This window comes from Rhodoferax sp. PAMC 29310 (assembly GCF_017948265.1).
GTDB lineage: Bacteria > Pseudomonadota > Gammaproteobacteria > Burkholderiales > Burkholderiaceae_C > Rhodoferax.
Map to the genome: position 1 here is coordinate 1,632,120 of NZ_CP072852.1, position 17,965 is coordinate 1,650,084.

14 protein-coding genes are annotated in these 17,965 nt (G+C 52.5%); all 14 read right to left on the reverse strand.

Annotated elements, in window-relative coordinates; all coding sequences use genetic code 11:
* Window position 1: 1 nt before the first annotated feature.
* The 14 genes from J8G15_RS07470 to nuoE all read right to left on the reverse strand — a co-directional run bounded on the left by J8G15_RS07470 (window position 2) and on the right by nuoE (window position 17,956).
* Window positions 2–4,762, reverse strand: coding sequence for an NAD-glutamate dehydrogenase (locus J8G15_RS07470; RefSeq protein WP_210546870.1), 4,761 nt, complete (start codon window positions 4,760–4,762; stop codon window positions 2–4).
* Between the two features lie 209 nt (window positions 4,763–4,971).
* Window positions 4,972–5,421, reverse strand: coding sequence for a DUF1178 family protein (locus tag J8G15_RS07475; protein WP_210546871.1), 450 nt, complete (start codon window positions 5,419–5,421; stop codon window positions 4,972–4,974).
* On the reverse strand, window positions 5,418–6,020 hold the full coding sequence (locus J8G15_RS07480) for an NUDIX domain-containing protein (protein ID WP_210546872.1): 603 nt from the start codon (window positions 6,018–6,020) through the stop codon (window positions 5,418–5,420). The genes J8G15_RS07475 and J8G15_RS07480 overlap by 4 nt, the downstream gene beginning before the upstream one ends.
* 10 nt (window positions 6,021–6,030) lie before the next feature.
* Window positions 6,031–6,333, reverse strand: coding sequence for a DUF2818 family protein (locus tag J8G15_RS07485; protein WP_210546873.1), 303 nt, complete (start codon window positions 6,331–6,333; stop codon window positions 6,031–6,033).
* 10 nt (window positions 6,334–6,343) lie between these two features.
* Entirely contained in the window at window positions 6,344–7,831 is a 1,488-nt protein-coding gene (gene nuoN, locus J8G15_RS07490) for an NADH-quinone oxidoreductase subunit NuoN (RefSeq protein ID WP_210546874.1), read from the reverse strand.
* 38 nt (window positions 7,832–7,869) lie between these two features.
* Window positions 7,870–9,345, reverse strand: a complete 1,476-nt coding sequence (locus J8G15_RS07495) for an NADH-quinone oxidoreductase subunit M (protein WP_210546875.1) — start codon at window positions 9,343–9,345, stop codon at window positions 7,870–7,872.
* 13 nt (window positions 9,346–9,358) lie between these two features.
* On the reverse strand, window positions 9,359–11,374 hold the full coding sequence (gene nuoL / locus J8G15_RS07500; protein ID WP_210546876.1) for an NADH-quinone oxidoreductase subunit L: 2,016 nt from the start codon (window positions 11,372–11,374) through the stop codon (window positions 9,359–9,361).
* A 4-nt stretch (window positions 11,375–11,378) separates the two neighbouring features.
* A complete protein-coding gene (gene nuoK, locus J8G15_RS07505) occupies window positions 11,379–11,687 on the reverse strand; it encodes an NADH-quinone oxidoreductase subunit NuoK (RefSeq protein ID WP_210546877.1) in 309 nt (102 codons plus the stop codon).
* A complete protein-coding gene (locus tag J8G15_RS07510; RefSeq protein ID WP_210546878.1) occupies window positions 11,687–12,352 on the reverse strand; it encodes an NADH-quinone oxidoreductase subunit J in 666 nt (221 codons plus the stop codon). Before J8G15_RS07510 ends, nuoK begins: the two co-directional genes overlap by 1 nt.
* A gap of 26 nt (window positions 12,353–12,378) precedes the next feature.
* Entirely contained in the window at window positions 12,379–12,900 is a 522-nt protein-coding gene (nuoI, locus tag J8G15_RS07515) for an NADH-quinone oxidoreductase subunit NuoI (protein ID WP_210546879.1), read from the reverse strand.
* Between the two features lie 12 nt (window positions 12,901–12,912).
* Window positions 12,913–13,995, reverse strand: coding sequence for an NADH-quinone oxidoreductase subunit NuoH (nuoH, locus tag J8G15_RS07520; protein WP_210546880.1), 1,083 nt, complete (start codon window positions 13,993–13,995; stop codon window positions 12,913–12,915).
* A complete protein-coding gene (nuoG, locus tag J8G15_RS07525) occupies window positions 13,992–16,124 on the reverse strand; it encodes an NADH-quinone oxidoreductase subunit NuoG (RefSeq protein WP_210546881.1) in 2,133 nt (710 codons plus the stop codon). The genes nuoH and nuoG overlap by 4 nt, the downstream gene beginning before the upstream one ends.
* Window positions 16,125–16,136: 12 nt before the next feature.
* Window positions 16,137–17,489, reverse strand: coding sequence for an NADH-quinone oxidoreductase subunit NuoF (gene nuoF, locus J8G15_RS07530; RefSeq protein WP_210546882.1), 1,353 nt, complete (start codon window positions 17,487–17,489; stop codon window positions 16,137–16,139).
* Window positions 17,489–17,956: an NADH-quinone oxidoreductase subunit NuoE gene (gene nuoE, locus J8G15_RS07535; RefSeq protein WP_370627513.1), complete on the reverse strand. Its 468-nt coding sequence runs from the start codon at window positions 17,954–17,956 to the stop codon at window positions 17,489–17,491. Before nuoE ends, nuoF begins: the two co-directional genes overlap by 1 nt.
* Window positions 17,957–17,965: the final 9 nt, after the last annotated feature.

A 17,965-nucleotide genomic window follows, 5' to 3' on the forward strand; every position in this document is an offset into this window, starting at 1 on the left:
CTTACGCCAAATGACGAAGCTCTCGCAAACCCACTGAAACCGGCGCGAGGTCGGCCCCCATGGTTCCAATATCGACCAACAGCTGACATAGACGCGCGATGGACGCCTCATGCGTGGTGCGCCACACCGCCAGCTCTTCCTTGCGGATCAGCAACCCTTGCGTCACCTGTCCGGCTATGGAGTAGACGTCGTCTCGGGCGCTGGCGCGCGCCTGGGTTTGCCACAGGGTGTCCGTGGGCAAACGATTGATCTGCGTACGCCATTCGCTCAAACCCAACTCGGCATCAATGCCGAAATAAGTTCGAGCCGCCTGCTCCAAGCTGGTCTGGGCTTGCTGCGCAAGGTCCGCCAGATCCAGCGCAGGGAATATAAACTCCAGTGCCGTCAGGTTTTGTGCCAGTGTGGGCTCGACGTCTGCCTTTACCAATGCGTCGGTGGCCGCTTGCCAGCTCTCATTGGCATTTTGGGGCAGCCACTCAGCCAAGTTGGCACGTAACTCCCTAGCCACTGGTTGATAACGTCCGATCAAGGTTGGCAGGTCAGTATTTTGACCCCGAACCCGCAGCATCCAGCGTGAGGCGCGCTGGGTAATTGCATTGAGTTTGGCCAACAAGTCCAGCTGCAGTTTGGCATCCACCTGGTAATCCAGGTCGTCAATCTGGTCCCACAGTGGCTCCAAATCGAACACTTCACGCGCCAAGGTAAACGCACGAATCACATCCGCGGCGGTTGCACTGGCCTCAGACGCCACAAAGTTGACGAAGGTGGCGCCGGTTCTGTTCACGACAGTGTTGGTGACATAGGTAGCGATGATCTCGCGCTTCAACGGATGAGCCGCAATGGCATCGGCGAATCGTTCGCTCAGCACCTTGGGGAAATAGGCTTTGAGAGACTGGCTGAAATAAGGGTCGTCTGGCAAGTTGCTAGCCACCAAATCATCAAACACCGACATCTTGGCATAAGCCAGAACCACGGCCCCTTCTGGTGCCGTCAGGCCTACCTTGCGTGCCTTGCGACGGGCGATTTCTTCATCAGTCGGCAAAAATTCAATCGCACGATTCAACCGCCCCTGACTCTCCAGCCACTGCATCAAGCGTTGCTGCCCATCCAGCACATAAAGTGGCCGATGGGTTGCAATGTCCAATGCTTGACTTTGATAGTAGTTATCGGCCAACACCAGCAAGCCCACTTCGTCGGTCATCGAAGCCAACAGGTCATTGCGCTGCTTCAGAGTCAAGTCGCCAGCTTCGACCACACCACCCAGCAGAATCTTGATATTGACCTCATGGTCAGAGCAATCCACGCCGGCCGAGTTGTCAATCGCATCGGTATAGATCAGGCCGCCTTTCTGTGCAAACTCGATTCGCCCATTTTGGGTAGCTCCCAGGTTTCCACCTTCGGCCAATACTTTGCAGCACAACTCATTGCCATTGACTCGAAAACCATCACTGGCCTTGTCTCCAACTTGGCCATGAGTTTCATAGCTGGCCTTCACGTAGGTGCCGATACCGCCGTTGTAGAGCAGGTCAACCGGCGCCTGCAAAATGGCGCGCAGCAAATCCACGGGGGGCAGTGAATTGGCATCGATGCCCAAGATGGCCTTGGCCTCGGCAGTGAGCGGAATGGATTTGGATGATCGGGAAAAGACGCCGCCACCGGCAGAAATCAGACTCTTGTCATAGTCATCCCAGCTGGAGCGTGGCAGGTCAAACAGCCGCTTGCGCTCGGCATGGGACCTCGCGACGTCCGGTGTCGGGTCGATAAAAATATGCCGGTGGTCAAACGCGACCACCAGTTGGATGTGCTCGGACAACAGCATGCCATTGCCAAACACGTCGCCTGACATATCACCGATGCCGGCCACCGTGAATGGTGTAGTCTGGGTATTGACGTCAAGTCCTCGGAAGTGGCGCTTCACGGACTCCCAAGCACCGCGGGCGGTGATGCCCATTTTCTTGTGGTCGTAGCCAACAGATCCGCCTGACGCAAAGGCATCGCCCAGCCAAAACCCATAGTCGGCCGATACCGCGTTCGCGTAGTCGGAGAATGTGGCAGTTCCTTTATCTGCAGCAACGACCAGGTAGGGATCGTCTTCATCATGGCGCACCAGGTTGATTGGCGGCACCAGCACGCCCTTGACTACGTTGTCGGTCAGGTCCAGCATGCCGGACAAAAACAGTTTGTAGCAGACAACCCCTTCAGCCATATAGGCTTCACGGTCTGTGGCCGGCGGCGCGCTCTTTAGCACGAAGCCTCCTTTGGAGCCCACTGGAACAATGACCGTGTTTTTCACCTGCTGCGCCTTCACGAGACCCAACACCTCGGTGCGGAAGTCCTCCCGACGGTCCGACCAACGAAGCCCGCCACGGGCCACCTTGCCACCGCGCAAATGCACGCCTTCGATGCGGGGGGAGTACACCCAAATCTCAAACATCGGTTTCGGCTCGGGCATCCCCGGCACCTCGCGGGGATTGAGCTTGAAGCTCAAGTACGGCTTGATCACACCTGGCGCACTCTGCTGCCAGGCGTTGGTGCGCATGGTGGCCAGGACCGTCGAAATGAATTGCCGAAGAATCCGATCCTCATCCAGGCTGGCGACATTGCCAAGCTGTGTTTCCAATTGCTCGGTCAATTGCTTCTGCTTCAGGTCACGATCGCCCTTCAATGAAGGATCAAATCGCGCCACAAACAACGCAGCAATAGCTTGTGCCATGTCCGCATTGTTGTTTAACGCGGCCTCAATATAGCTTTGGCTGAACGGCAGGCCCAACTGTCTGAAGTAGCGGGTGTAAGCACGCAATACTGCGATAGCGCGCTCATCCATTGTTGTGGTCAGGACCAGCTTGTTCAGGTCATCACTTTCGACCTCGGCTCGCCAGGTTTTCACGAACATGGACTCAAAGCGGGTCTTGACGGTCGCCAAATCCGTCGTCGGTGGTAGCTGTAAACCCAAGTCATGAATCCAGCGCGCCTCATTGCCACTGCCAATGCGGTAAGGGTGCTCGTACAAGACCCTGGCGCCCATCCGCTCAAGCACAGGCAATGAATCCGACAGTGCAACTTTGGTGGTGTTGTAGATTTTGAAACGAAGCATGCCGGCTTCAGCATCGAGGGAGCGGTACAACCTCACCGCAAGTGGCGCCACGTGCGTCAGCCCGGCCAGTAGATCTGCATCTTCCGCAGCGACAGGCGCCGAGAAATCTTCACGGTAGGAGGTAGGAAATGCGTTGGCAAACCGGTGCGCCAAAGCCAGGCCAACACCTTCGCCATGCGCACGTAACAATTCCGCTGTGCAATCGTCTTCCCAGCGTTGAGCCAATTTCGCAATGCGGGCTTCAAGCGCTGCGCTGTTCATATCTTTGGGCGCCTGCACCTTGGCAATCACCAGGTAATGAATACGCGCCATAGGACTGTCTGTCAGCATTGGGGTGAACTCAATCGACGCTCCGTCCAAGGCGGTCATCAGTTCAAGTCCAACCTTGACTCGCAGTTCTGTGTTGTATCGGTCCCGCGGCACAAAAACCTGGGCCGAGGTAAATCTGCCAAACGGGTCACGACGCAGAAACAAACGAGCACGCTGACGCTCCTGCAGCCGCAAGATACCAATCGTGTGGTCCGTCAAAGTCGGAAGATCAACCTGAAACAGCTCATCACGTGGGTATGCGTTCAGGATGGATTCGAGCGATTTTGCCGCGTGGCTGTCAGGCACAACCCCTGCGCTCACCATGACCTCTGCCGCTCGCCGACGGACCTGCGGAATTTCACTGACGTGGGCCGAGTAAGCCATCGACGTGTAGAGGCCAAGAAAGCGTGCCTCACCAACCACCTCTCCAGCTTCATCAAAGCGTTTGACGGCGATGTAGTCCAACCAAGCCGGGCGATGGACTGTGGCACGTGTCATCGCTTTGGTCACAAGAACCAGTTCATCAGACTCAATTAGCGAAAGGGCTTCAGCGGGCAAACGACTCTCGGGTGTACGAACCTCACCCCGCAGAATACCCAGTCCAGAGCCTTCACGGGCCACCAGACTGACGCCCTGATCGTCGCGCTTCAGGTCATAGTCTCTTGCACCCAAAAACGTGAAGTTTCGGTCTTGCAACCACGCCAAAAAATCTAGTCCCTCCTGGCGGCTTTCGTTTGACAATTTGCACAATTTGGATGCCGCACCCGCCGCTGCCAACCTCTCGAGAATGGCGGACCAGTCCTGAACGGCGCCTCTGACATCGCCCAAAACCCGCTCTAAATCTGCTGCCAAAGCCTGCACATCCTCGGGCCTGATAATTCGATCACACTCCACCAAAATCAAAGACTCAACGGGATGATTTTGACCATTTGCGGCCGCCGTGGCGAAGCGCGCAACACCAGACACCTTGCCCTGTTTGTCACGAACCACGCTCATGATAGGGTGAACAATCCAATGCGCTGTTCGCCCACTGCGATTGATCGCCATCGTGACCGAATCAACCAAAAAAGGCATGTTCTCGTTCACAATTTGCACAACGGTGTGCTCGCTGACGAAACCGTCCTCTGCCAAGGTCGGGTTGAAGACTCGCACACGGGGGGACTGCGTCGGTCGGGCCGCATCCAGCAAGCGCCAATGCGCATTGGCAATGGCAAATAGAGCAGAGGGCTCGCGAGCACCGATTTCGTCGGGATCAGAATTCTCGAAATAAGCCGCTACAAAGTCTCCCTGTCGCCCAACCGCCGGCCCCGCTTGTTTCTTGGTGTAGGAAAGCAGTTCAGCAAGCGCGGGGTGGGTCATGATGTATCCGAAGGATTAGGGTTCCTGAAATTCTAGGCTTGCTTCTCTATCCATCGGAACTCTTCACGCCAAACTCATGGCGTTATGCAACAGTTGTATTACTTCATCTCAAACCCCGTCAGTCAGCAACGAATTGGTTCCGCCCGCCGCAGCACTACAAAAGCAGAGAAGGCTCTACCAATCAATCCCAGTCACGACGGCGTCCGTGCTTAGTGCAACGATCCCTTTATCTCATTGGTTTGGGGCATAGGGAGAACAGGAACGCCTTCTTCGATCAATGCTTGCGTCTCCGCAACCGTCGCTTTTCCCCGGATTCCACGTTTAGGAATTTCACCGTAGTGAATCTTGCGTGCCACTTCCGCAAACTGCGAGCCTACATCGTCTGTATTTGCGGCCAAATGCCGCCCAAAGTCCTCCCATGCCGCTTGCATCGCTGATGTGCGAACCACGGGGTTGGCTTGAGATATCGCTAAGTCGCCACCGGTCTGATTCGAACCAAGGTTGAGACGGGGCGCACTTAGGCGCTTGTGAATTCGAGCGTCACCGCAAAGAGGGCAAATTAAAGCGCCTGAATCAATTTGAGAAGCAAAGTCGTCCTCAGAAGAAAACCAACCTTCGAACCGGTGTTCGAAATGGCATTGAAGGTCCAAAACTTTCACGAAGAGACCGGTGACGAACCCGGCATCCAACTTAGTGGCCACATCCCTGACAGGAAGTTTTGAAGCCACATCGCTCCGGCCAATGTTTTTCCATCTGTGATATTACCATCACGGCACCATTCCAGAAGTTGCTCAGGCGTTGTTGAAAATACCTCAAGAAACTCTCCATCGTCCAAATTCTGATCGCCCAGTTTCAAACCTCGAGCAAACCAGACTTCAATGAACTCGGTGGAGTAAGCAATCACTGGGTGCAACACCCCCGCCCGAGACCACTCAAGTGCGGTGTAGCCAGTTTCCTCCAACAGCTCTCTCTGCGCGCATAGGAATGTTGCCTCGCCGCGATCAAGCTTTCCGGCCGGAAATTCAATCATCACCCGCCCAACGGGATAGCGAAACTGACGTTCCAGTACCACGCGAATGTCACCACTTTCTAATTGAAGCAATGGGATGACCATGACCGCGCCCGGATGTACGACATACTCCCGACTGGCCAAATTACCATCTGGCAACGCTACTGTGTCACGAAAGGCGTGAAGAAACTTACCGAGAAACAACTCCTGACTGGAGACCTTTGTCTCGACCAGGTTCGAATCAGTCATTCAAGCACCCTTATGTGAGACGCTTGAGGAGGTAACGGTAACAAAACCCAGGAAATGCAAACGTCAAAAATAGGGTTCCAGTGATCGCGTAGAACTCCCATTTCTGAGGTGAAATTTGACCCGCACTGTTTTCCAACAACAAACCCAAGGAGCCGACGCAAAAATACAAAAACATCAATTCAAGCATGCGCACGCCGAGCGACTTGTTGGCCAACCCGGGACCCACCAACCAGCGTCGCTGAGTCAAAAACGGGAGATTGGCTGCACAGAATGCCACAAGAACTAGCAGCGTGGCCGCGACCGACTGAGACATACGTCAGGGCTCAGGTTCTAAGCATTTGAATGATGGAATGCGCGCAAAGCGCCATCAATCCACCAGGCAAGATGCCCAATCCAAGGACAAGCGCACCATTGATCGTGAGCACGGCCCGCACATCCATTGGCGCAGAAATTTCAGCGCTCGACGTAGGTTCATCAAAGTACATCACTTTAATGACTCGCAGGTAGTAGAAGGCACCCACCAGCGACATGATCACCGCAAAGACGGCCAGTCCAATGTGAACAGCCAAACCGGAGGCAATCAACGCCTGCAGAACTGACAACTTGGCATAAAACCCGACCATAGGAGGAATGCCCGCTAGCGAAAACATGCAAATCGCCATCACCGCTGCGTAAAGTGGGCTGCGCTGATTCAGACCGGAAAAATCGGAGATTTCTTCACTTTCGAAGCCCTCGCGCGCCAACAACATGATCACGCCAAAACTGGCTAATGTGGTCAATACGTAGGAGATCACATAGAACATCGACGAGCTGTACGCGTTTGCCGCAGAACGCATATTTCCGTCGATCACACCAGACATCAAACCCAGCAAAACAAAACCCATTTGCGAAATGGTCGAGAACGCCAACATCCGTTTGATGTTGGTCTGAGCAATTGCTGCGAGATTTCCGATCAACAGAGATCCTACAGACAACACCATCAGCATCTGTTGCCAGTCAAAGGCAAGTGGCAACATGCCCTCTACGAGCAGGCGAATGAAAATGGCAAATGCGGCCAACTTGGGCGCCCCACCAATCAGCAAAGTCACCGCCGTAGGCGCCCCTTGATAGACGTCAGGAATCCACATATGAAAAGGAACCACCCCCAGTTTGAAAGCCAAACCGGCGACCAAAAAAACCAGTCCCAGCATCAAAACCTGGTGGTTCACTTGACCAGAATTAATGGCGGCAAACACCTGATTCACGTTCAAAGAACCGGTAGCACCGTACATCATTGACAAGCCGTAGAGGAAGAAACCCGAAGCGAGTGCGCCCAGCACAAAATACTTCATGGCAGCCTCAGTCGCAGTCGCGTCATCACGACGCAAGGCAACCAACGCGTAGCTTGACAATGTGAGCAGTTCCAACCCCAGGTAGATCACCAAAAAGTTGTTGCCGGAGATCATGACAAACATTCCGAGCAGCGAAAAAACGCTTAGTGAAAACAACTCTCCACCTCGCATCATGTCGCGGTCAGCCGCATACGGACGACCATAGACTAAGGTGACCATCACGGCCAAGGTCGCAAACACCTTCAACCAATTGCCCATCTGGTCGCTAACAACCATATCACCAAAGCCATAAAAGGTGACACCAGCACTGGCGTAACTGGCCTGCAGGGCCGCCACAACCGCCAAAGTCACTAAAGTCAGCACGTAGGTTCCGGTACGACGAGGGCTTTTCACGGAAAGGTCAGCAATCGCAATGACGCACCCCATTACAAGCAGGATGATCTCTGGGTAAACCGAGATCCAACTGAGTTTGTCGATCATGTTCTGTCTCTTAATTCAATTTGGTCAACGCAGACTGATCAATTCAGCTTGGACAACGCAACGTGTTGAAGCAAATGGGCCACTGAGGTATCCATCACATCGGTGAAAGGTTTTGGATAAATTCCCATGTACAGGACGGCAATGGCAAGCAATGAAAGCATCAAGAATTCGCGGCCGTTGATATCAACGAGCCCTTTCACGTCTTCATTGGCTACCGGTCCAAGATAGACCCGCTTGAACATCCACAAGGTGTAAGCGGCTCCGAAAATCAAGGCGCTAGCCGCTGCGAATCCTAGCCAAAAATTGGCTTTGACCGCACCCAGAATAACCATCCACTCACCAACAAAACCTGCTGTGCCAGGTAACCCGCAATTTGCCATCGCAAACAACAACGCAAAGGCGGCGAATTTCGGCATCGTATTGACGACACCACCGTAACTTGCGATTTCCCGAGAGTGGACACGGTCATACAAAACTCCAATCGACAGGAACATCGCAGCAGAAACAAAGCCGTGTGCAATCATCTGAACCAAGCCGCCAGAGACGCCCAAGTCATTGAAGATGAAAAATCCCAAAGTCACGAAACCCATGTGTGCAACTGATGAGTACGCTACGAGCTTCTTCATATCTTTCTGAACCATTGCCACCAAGCCGACATAGACAACCGCAATCAGGGACAAGGTGATCATCAGCCATGCCCACTCTCGCGAAGCGTCGGGTGCTATCGGCATCGAAAAACGAAGGAAACCATAGGCCCCCAGTTTCAACATGATGGCCGCCAGCACTGCCGAACCACCCGTAGGTGCTTCAACGTGAACGTCTGGCAACCATGTGTGCACAGGCCACATCGGAACTTTCACAGCAAACGCTGCCAAAAATGCGAAAAACAGCAGGGTTTGCTCTTTGCCGCTCAGAGGCAATTGGTACCAATCGGCCAAGTCAAAACTACCGCCCGATTGGATATAAAGATAAATGAGCGCCACCAGCATCAACAGGGAGCCAAGCAGCGTGTAGAGAAAAAACTTAAACGCCGCGTAGATCTTGTTGGGACCACCCCAAATACCAATGATCAAATACATCGGAATCAAGGTCGCCTCAAAGAAGACGTAAAACAACATGCCATCGAGCGCGCAGAAAACGCCAATCATCAATCCGCTCAGAATGAGAAAGGCGCCCATGTATTGGTTGACCCGCCGGATAATCACTTCCCAACCCGCAATCACAACAACCACATTGATGAATGCAGTGAGGACAACGAACCACAGAGAAATTCCATCAACACCGAGGTGGTAGTTGATATTGAAACGCTCGATCCACGGCGCGTGTTCGACAAACTGCATGGCAGCAGTTCCCAATTCGAACCCGTTGTACAGTGGCAAGGTTACGAGAAAGCTTACCAGGGCGCCAATCAGCGCAAACCAGCGAACTACACGGGCGTGCTCGTCACGACCCAGGACAAGCAAAACGACGCCAAAGAAGATCGGCGTCCAAATAGCCAGGCTCAACAATCCCATTTTTATTATTCTCCTACTTGAGCCAGACGAAATACGTCATAAGCACAAAGACACCCAAGATCATCACCAACGCGTAGTGATACAAGTAGCCAGATTGAGCCTTGCGCACCGCGCCAGACAAGCGACCAATCACTTTCCATGATCCGTTGACCAGTGTGCCGTCAATAATGAACTGATCACCCACCTTCCAGAGCAATGTCCCCAAAGCGCGCGCTCCACGAGCCAGAACGTTCTCATTGATCCAATCCAGAAAATACTTGTTTTCCAGGACGTTGTAGAGAGGGAGAACACGAGATTTGATTGCTGCTGGCAATGCGGGGTTGACGATATACATGTAGTACGCCGAAACAACGCCGGACAAGGCAAGCCAAAATGGCAAGGATGTCAAACCATGCAGCGCAAGCTTCACCGGGCCATGAAACTCCTCAGCAAGCATCATCATTCCTTTGTGAATATCGGCATTCACAAAGATCGCATCTTTCAAGAAGTCTCCGAACAGCATCGGTTGGATGGTCAAAAAACCAATGACGACAGAAGGAATGGCCAACAAAATCAAGGGCACAGTGACTACCCATGGCGACTCATGTGGGCTGTGATGAGCCTCTTGCTTTCCATGGTGATCATCGTGGTGAGCGTCAGGATTCTGGTCGTATCGCTCCTTGCCATGAAACACCAAAAAATACAACCTGAAAGAATAGAAAGCGGTAACAAATACGCCAGCCAAAACCGAAAAGTAGGCAAAGCCCGCACCAGGCAAGGTACTGGCATGCACCGCCATGATGATTTCATCTTTGGAATAGAAACCTGAGAAAAAAGGAGTACCAATCAAGGCCAAGGACCCCAAAAGCGTGGTGATCCATGTGATGGGCATGTACTTGCGAACACCGCCCATCCATCGAATATCCTGATTGTGGTGCATACCGATGATCACCGAACCAGCCGCCAGGAACAGCAGCGCCTTGAAAAAGGCGTGGGTCATGAGGTGAAAAACAGCGACCGAATAGGCAGATGCACCAAGGGCCACCGTCATGTATCCCAACTGGGACAAGGTGGAGTAAGCAACCACACGCTTGATGTCGTTCTGGATGATCCCCAAGAAACCCATAAACAACGCAGTGATGGCTCCAATGATCAACACAAAATTAAGTGCTGTCTCACTGAGCTCAAACAATGGCGACATACGGGCCACCATAAAAATGCCCGCAGTCACCATGGTTGCAGCGTGAATCAAGGCTGAAATTGGGGTCGGCCCTTCCATGGAGTCCGGAAGCCATACGTGCAGCGGAAATTGTGCGGACTTACCCATCGCGCCGACGAACAGACAAATACAAATCACGGTAATCAACATCCAGTCAGTACCTGGAAATGTCAGCAACGACAGTTCGTTTGCCTTTGCGAAAGCCTCTGCGTAATTGAGCGTGCCAGCGTTGGCAACAATCAACCCAATTCCTAAAATGAAACCGAAGTCACCGACTCGATTGACCAAGAAGGCCTTCATGTTGGCAAAGATTGCTGTCGGTTTGTTAAACCAAAATCCAATCAAAAGATAGGACACCAACCCGACTGCTTCCCAGCCAAAAAACAGCTGGAGCATGTTGTTGCTCATAACGAGCATCAACATTGAGAAGGTGAACAATGAGATGTATGCAAAGAAGCGGTTGTACCCCTCGTCTTCCTCCATGTATCCAATGGTGTAAATGTGAACCATCAACGAAACGAAGGTCACGACACACATCATCATGGCAGTGAGGCCGTCAACGAGAAAACCAATTTCCATTTTCAACCCGCCTACAACCATCCAGGTGTAGAGAGTCTCGTTGAAACGCGCGCCGTCAAGGGCGACGCTTTTCAGAGTCATGGCTGACAAAATGAAAGATAGCAATACGCCGAAGATAGTCAGCGAGTGGGAAGCACGGCGACCAATCCAATTGCCACCGAATTTGGTCCCCAATACTCCGGCCAAAATCGCGCCGGCCAAAGGCGCCAACGGCACAGTTAGTAGGGTAGCTGCAGATAGGGTTTGACTCATTTTCTTAACCCTTGAGCGTATTCAATTCGTCAACGTTAATGCTTGACTTATTCCGGAACAACAAAACCAATATGGCGAGACCGATCGCAGACTCAGCCGCAGCAACAGTCAGAATAAAGAACACAAAGATCTGGCCGTGCATATCTCCCATGTAGTGAGAAAAGGCCACAAAATTGGTGTTAACTGCCAACAGCATCAACTCGATAGCCATCAGCAAAACAATCAAGTTTTTTCGGTTCAAAAAAATGCCGATGACAGACAGTGCAAACAGCATTGCCCCAAGAGATAAGAAATGTCCAAGAGTTAGTGTCATTATTTTTTCTCCTCTTGAGTGGGCATCTCGACGGAAGATGGCTCCGCCTCGAGCGCCACTTTGGTAACAGGCATCTTGAGTACGGTCATGCGATCACGGGATTTCACACGGACCTGATCCGACGGATTCACCGATTTATTGTCCTTACGACGCCGCAAAGTCAATGCGATTGCTGCAATCATTGCCACCAACAGAATCGCCGCTGCAATCTGTAGCGGATAGACGTATTCGGTATACAAAAGGATTCCAAGTTCCTTCGTGTTGTTGGTCGCAATCAAGGTTTGCCCAACGCCAACGGATACGACCGGTTCGTCGCTCACATTGAACCCACCCATCAGAACGGCGGCCATTTCAAACGCAATCAATACCCCGACGACAGCGGCCAACGGAAAGTGACGCCAAAACCCCTGTCTGACACTGTCCATGTTGATATCCATCATCATGACAACAAATAGAAACAACACCATCACTGCGCCAACGTAAACAAGCACGAGGGTAATTGACAGGAATTCGGCCTTCAAAAGCATCCAGATCATTGCGGCCTGGAAAAAGGAAAGCACAAGAAATAATGCGGCATGCACAGGATTCCGAGCCGTAATGACTCGAAATGCTGCAAACAGCAATACCAAAGAGAAAACGTAAAAGAGACCGGTCTTGACATCCATCGGTGAAAATTCTTTCTTATGCCAAATCAGCGATATTTGGCGTCGGCCGCTTTGCTTGCAGCAATCTCGCCTTCATAGCGATCGCCTATGGCTAGCAACATTTCTTTTGTGAAGTAGAGATCGCCGCGCTTCTCTCCGTGGTATTCCAGGATGTGTGTCTCCACGATCGAGTCCACCGGGCAGCTTTCTTCGCAAAAACCACAAAAAATGCACTTGGTCAGATCAATGTCATATCGACTGGTACGCCGAGATCCATCATCGCGAATCTCAGATTCAATGGTAATCGCCATCGCCGGACACACTGCTTCGCACAGCTTGCAGGCAATACAACGCTCTTCACCATTTTCGTATCGGCGCAAAGCATGTAACCCGCGAAAGCGCGGAGAAAGTGGGGTTTTCTCTTCAGGAAACTGGATGGTCACCTTCCGTCGGAACAGGTAACGGCCAGTCAATGCCATGCCTTTGAATAGCTCCAAAAGCAGGAAACTTGATAAGAAGTCTCGCAATGAAAATGCTGGCGTGGTGGAGGCTCGCGCGGTAGTAGACATATTCAACTCTTTTTACTTCCAGATATTGAAAGATGTTTGCATCCAACCACCAACGACGACCAACCAGATCAAAGTGATGGGGATGAATATCTTCCAGCCCAAACGCATGATCTGGTCATACCGAAACCGTGGGAAGGTCGCTCGTACCCAAATAAACAAACTGACGACTACACAAGTTTTGACGCCCAACCATATCCAGCCCGGAATCCAGTTGAAAAGCGCACTGTCGATGGGAGAAATCCACCCACCCAGAAACATGATGGCGGCCAAGATTGAGATCAGCCACATATTGGCATATTCCGCGAGGTAGAACATGGCATAAGACATGCCCGAATACTCGACCATATGTCCCGCAACGATTTCCGCCTCCCCCTCAACCACGTCAAACGGATGTCGGTTAGTCTCTGCCAAGCCGGAAATAATGTAGACAACAAATATTGGCAGCAGAGGTAGCCAGTTCCAAGACAGGAAATTCAAACCCATCGATGAAAAGTACCCCCGTCCTTGGCCAGTCACGATGTCGGTCAAATTCATGCTCGCCGAAACCATGAGCACAATCACCAAGCAAAATCCCATGGCGATCTCGTAACTGACCATCTGAGCTGAAGCCCGCAACGCACCCAGGAAAGAGTATTTCGAGTTGGACGCCCAACCAGCAATCACAACGCCGTAGACCTCCATCGACGTGATGGCCATCACAAACAACAGACCGGCGTTAATGTTGGCCAATGCGATATCAGGCCCAAAAGGGATGACAGCCCAAGCAGCCATGGCCGGCATGATTGTCAAAACAGGACCGATAAAGAACAAACCCTTGCTCGCTGCGGTGGGCATCAGCACCTCTTTCCCCAGCAGCTTCAATGCATCGGCAATGGGTTGAAGCAAACCCAACGGACCAACCCGATTTGGACCCACCCGAACTTGCATCCATCCGAGGAACTTTCGCTCCCAAAGCGTCAGGTAAGCGACTGCCCCCATCAGTGGCAAAACAACGACCACAATTTTGAGCAACGTCCAAATCACAGGCCAAGCAACGCCAGACCACCACGACGCGCCGATCAAACCTTGACCAAATGAAAAAATGACATCAATCATGCGGTCACCTCCGACGCGGAATCCGCACTGGCATCCGCGGTACATTGCAAACTTGCCGCGCGACGCACAATTCCATCAAGTTGATAAATCGAGGCAGTCGCAGGTTTGTTATGAGCTGGCGACAAGTCAATGGAAGAGACGACGACATTGCTCAGCAAGGATGCTGGTACGTGAGTACATCCCACCAAAGCCCCCCCATGAATCCGGGCCAACACATCTACCGTTGATTCGACATCGAAGCCAGGCAAATCCAGCATGTTCGCCAAAACGCGAACCACCTTCCAGGCGGGACGCGTTTCTCCCAAAGGTTTCACCACGGCGTGGAAGCCTTGAATTCGACCCTCGGCATTGACGAACGAACCAGATGTTTCAGTAAATGGTGAAATTGGCAGCAATACATCGCTGAAGGCCATGTTGGCTTTGAACGGACTGAGCGTCACAACCATCTCCGAACTTGACAGTGCCTTGATTGCATCTGTGCCAGCGGCGGAGTCAAACTCAGGCTCGGTATTCAGCAGCAGCACCGCTTTCAAAGAACCCTTCAGCATCTGTGCGGCATTCATTCCGGAGTCGCCGGGAATAGCCCCAACCACCTGCGCACCCACCGTATTCGCTGCCTCGGACAGGTAGCCAACCGTCGCACCGGTGTGGTCGCCAAGCCAATTGGCCAAAGCCAAGATGCTTACTGCTTTCTCGTGATGTGCCGCTGCGTTGCCCAGCAAAATAGCTTTTTGTTCGCCGCCAAGCAGCGACTGTGCGATCTTCACTTCGACATCACTTACATTGCCGTTTGCAGGAGCCTCTACTCCTTTTTCGGCGGCCACCGCACAGGCCACATCGGCCAAAGCCTGAACCCATTGACGGCTGTCAACAATCAAGCTGTGTGCGACCGGCATCGCCCAGTCCTCCATGGAATCTGCAACGCGAAGAACGCTACACCCACGGCGAGCCGATTGACGTACCCGCTGCGCCATCAGTGGATGATCCTTGCGCAAGCTCGACCCAACCACCAGTACACACTGCAACTCCGACAGACTGGCAATGCTGGTGCCAAGGTGGCGAGCGCCTGGAACGGTCCCGAATTGGGCATTGCGTTGCCGGTAGTCAATATTTTCACTTCCTAGCCCACGGACCAAGGCCGCGGTCAGGGACAGCTCTTCGATGGTGCAATGGGGGCTAACTAGCGCGCCAATCGCACCTGCGCCGTGCTCTGACTTAACCTGCTTCAAACCATTGGCAACATATTCCAACGCCGTCTGCCAATCAACGGTGGACCATACGCCACCTTGCTTGATCATTGGCGATGTCAAGCGCTCCTCGCCATTGAGCGCCTCATACGAAAACCGGTCTCTGTCCGCAATCCAGCATTCATTGACTGCATCGTTTTCAAAGGGAACGACCCGCATGACCTTGTTGCTCTTAACTTGAACCACTAAATTCGCACCCGTCGAATCATGGGGGCTTACGGATTTGCGTCGAGACAGTTCCCAAGTACGCGCGCTGTAGCGGAACGGCTTGCTGGTCAAAGCGCCGACCGGGCAAATGTCGATCATGTTGCCCGATAACTCCGAATCAACCGTCTGCCCAATGAAAGTCTCAATTTCTGCGTGTTCGCCGCGGTGGGACATGCCCAATTCCATCACTCCAGCGACCTCTTGGCCAAAGCGAACGCAACGTGTGCAATGAATACAACGGCTCATTTCCTGCATGGAAACCAAAGGCCCAATGTCCTTCACTGCAACGACCCGTTTTTCCTCCTCGTAGCGGGAAGATGAGCCGCCATAACCAACAGCAAGGTCTTGAAGTTGGCATTCGCCGCCTTGGTCACAAATAGGGCAATCCAACGGGTGATTGATCAGCAAAAATTCCATCACTGACTGCTGTGCCTTGATCGCCTTGTCGCTTTTGGTCCGAACGATCATGCCCTGTGTCACCGGCGTGGCGCAGGCTGGCATTGGCTTGGGCATCTTCTCTACGTCAACCAGGCACATGCGGCAATTGGCGGCGATGCTGAGTTTCTTGTGATAGCAGAAATGTGGAATGTAGGTGCCAGCTTTTTCGGCGGCATGCATGATCATGCTGCCTTCGACAATGTCAACCTTTTTTCCGTCGAGTTCAATTTCAATCATCTTGGGACTCGCTCAAACGTATGCAGGGACCATGCAGGTCTTGTGCTCGACGTGGTATTCAAATTCATGGCGGAAGTGCTTGATCATGGCGCGCACAGGCATGGCGGCGGCGTCACCCAAGGCGCAGATGGTTCGTCCCTGAATATTGTCAGCGACCGAATTCAACAAATCCAGATCAGAGGGACGCCCTTGCCCATTTTCGATACGGTCAACCATGCGGGACAACCAACCGGTCCCCTCACGACAGGGCGTACATTGACCACACGACTCGTGCATATAGAAGTAGCTAAGTCGTTGCAAACTTTTGACCATGCAGCGGCTGTCATCCAAAACAATGACCGCGCCTGACCCGAGCATGGAGCCAGCTTTGGAAATGGAATCGTAGTCCATCGTACAGTCCATCATGATGCTTGCAGGGAGAATCGGCGACGACGAACCACCCGGGATGACGGCCTTCAACTGTCGCCCTTTGCGCACGCCACCTGCAATTTCGAGTAGCTTCGAAAAAGGTGTGCCCATCGGAATTTCGTAATTGCCCGGAAGCTCAACATCGCCGCTGATGGAGTAGATCTTGGTCCCACCGTTGTTGGGCTTGCCGCATTCCAGATAGGCTTGACCACCATTTCGAATGATCCAAGGCACAGCCGCGAAAGTCTCGGTGTTGTTAATCGTGGTGGGCTTTCCATACAAACCAAAACTTGCTGGAAAAGGGGGTTTAAATCGGGGTTGGCCCTTTTTGCCTTCCAACGATTCCAGCAATGCGGTTTCCTCGCCGCATATGTATGCGCCGAAGCCATGGGCTGCATGCAACTGAAAACTGAAGTTGCTGCCCAAAATATTGTCGCCCAACAAGCCAGCGGATCGAGCCTCTTCCAGCGCCTCTTCAAAGCGCTCGTAACTTTTGAAGATTTCGCCGTGAATGTAGTTGTACCCAACCGACGTGCCCATGGCATAGGCAGCGATGATCATGCCTTCAATCACAATATGAGGATTGAACTGAAGAATTTCTCGATCTTTACAGGTCCCCGGCTCTCCTTCGTCGGAGTTACACACCAAATACTTTTGTCCCGGAAATTGACGGGGCATAAAGCTCCACTTCAATCCAGTTGGAAATCCGGCGCCACCCCGTCCGCGCAATGCAGACTCTTTCACCACAGCAATGACTTGATCCTGCGATAGCCCTTCACCACCATCTTTGGCGAGAATTTTTCGAAGCGCTTGGTACCCACCACGCGCTTCATAGTCTTTCAAACGCCAATTGACGCCATTCAATTCAGCATAAATCTGCGGATTGATATGCCGATCGTGAAAACACGTTTGCACACCAGTTGATTGAAATTGAGCAAGTAGTTTTTCAGCAAACATTATTTAGCCTCCGCCGCACGGAGCCCATCGACCAGCTGATCCAGCTTGTCGTTGCTCATAAAACTGCACATGGTCCGGTCATTCACCAATAAAACCGGTGAGTCGGCACAGGCTCCCAAGCACTCGCACTGCTGTAGAGTAAACACTCCATCAGCGGTGGTTTCATTCATGTGAATGCCGAGCTTTTGCTCCAGATACTGAAGGGCTTTGCCGCCATCTCGCAGTTGACATGGCAAATTGGTGCAGACATTCAGCTTGTATTTTCCAACGGGCTTCTGGTTGTACATGTTGTAGAAGCTTGTGACTTCATGCACCGCCATTGGCGCCATGCCGAGGAAATCGGCGACGATTTTCTCACTTTCAGCACTGACGTGACCTTGGTCTTGCTGAACGATTGCCAAGCAGGCCATTACCGCAGATTGCTTTTGGTCAGACGGGTACTTCGCGACCTCTTTCTCAAATCGCATTTGCATGGA

What these genes read in the sequence shown, in the direction of transcription:
- J8G15_RS07470 (WP_210546870.1), bottom strand. Translation starts at nt 4,762, where the DNA reads ATGACCCACCCCGCGCTTGCTGAACTGCTTTCCTACACCAAGAAACAA.
- J8G15_RS07480 (WP_210546872.1), bottom strand. Translation starts at nt 6,020, where the DNA reads ATGACTGATTCGAACCTGGTCGAGACAAAGGTCTCCAGTCAGGAGTTG.
- J8G15_RS07485 (WP_210546873.1), bottom strand. Translation starts at nt 6,333, where the DNA reads ATGTCTCAGTCGGTCGCGGCCACGCTGCTAGTTCTTGTGGCATTCTGT.
- nuoN (WP_210546874.1), bottom strand. Translation starts at nt 7,831, where the DNA reads ATGATCGACAAACTCAGTTGGATCTCGGTTTACCCAGAGATCATCCTG.
- J8G15_RS07495 (WP_210546875.1), bottom strand. Translation starts at nt 9,345, where the DNA reads ATGGGATTGTTGAGCCTGGCTATTTGGACGCCGATCTTCTTTGGCGTC.
- nuoL (WP_210546876.1), bottom strand. Translation starts at nt 11,374, where the DNA reads ATGAGTCAAACCCTATCTGCAGCTACCCTACTAACTGTGCCGTTGGCG.
- nuoK (WP_210546877.1), bottom strand. Translation starts at nt 11,687, where the DNA reads ATGACACTAACTCTTGGACATTTCTTATCTCTTGGGGCAATGCTGTTT.
- J8G15_RS07510 (WP_210546878.1), bottom strand. Translation starts at nt 12,352, where the DNA reads ATGGATGTCAAGACCGGTCTCTTTTACGTTTTCTCTTTGGTATTGCTG.
- nuoI (WP_210546879.1), bottom strand. Translation starts at nt 12,900, where the DNA reads ATGTCTACTACCGCGCGAGCCTCCACCACGCCAGCATTTTCATTGCGA.
- nuoH (WP_210546880.1), bottom strand. Translation starts at nt 13,995, where the DNA reads ATGATTGATGTCATTTTTTCATTTGGTCAAGGTTTGATCGGCGCGTCG.
- nuoG (WP_210546881.1), bottom strand. Translation starts at nt 16,124, where the DNA reads ATGATTGAAATTGAACTCGACGGAAAAAAGGTTGACATTGTCGAAGGC.
- nuoF (WP_210546882.1), bottom strand. Translation starts at nt 17,489, where the DNA reads ATGTTTGCTGAAAAACTACTTGCTCAATTTCAATCAACTGGTGTGCAA.
- nuoE (WP_370627513.1), bottom strand. Translation starts at nt 17,956, where the DNA reads ATGCGATTTGAGAAAGAGGTCGCGAAGTACCCGTCTGACCAAAAGCAA.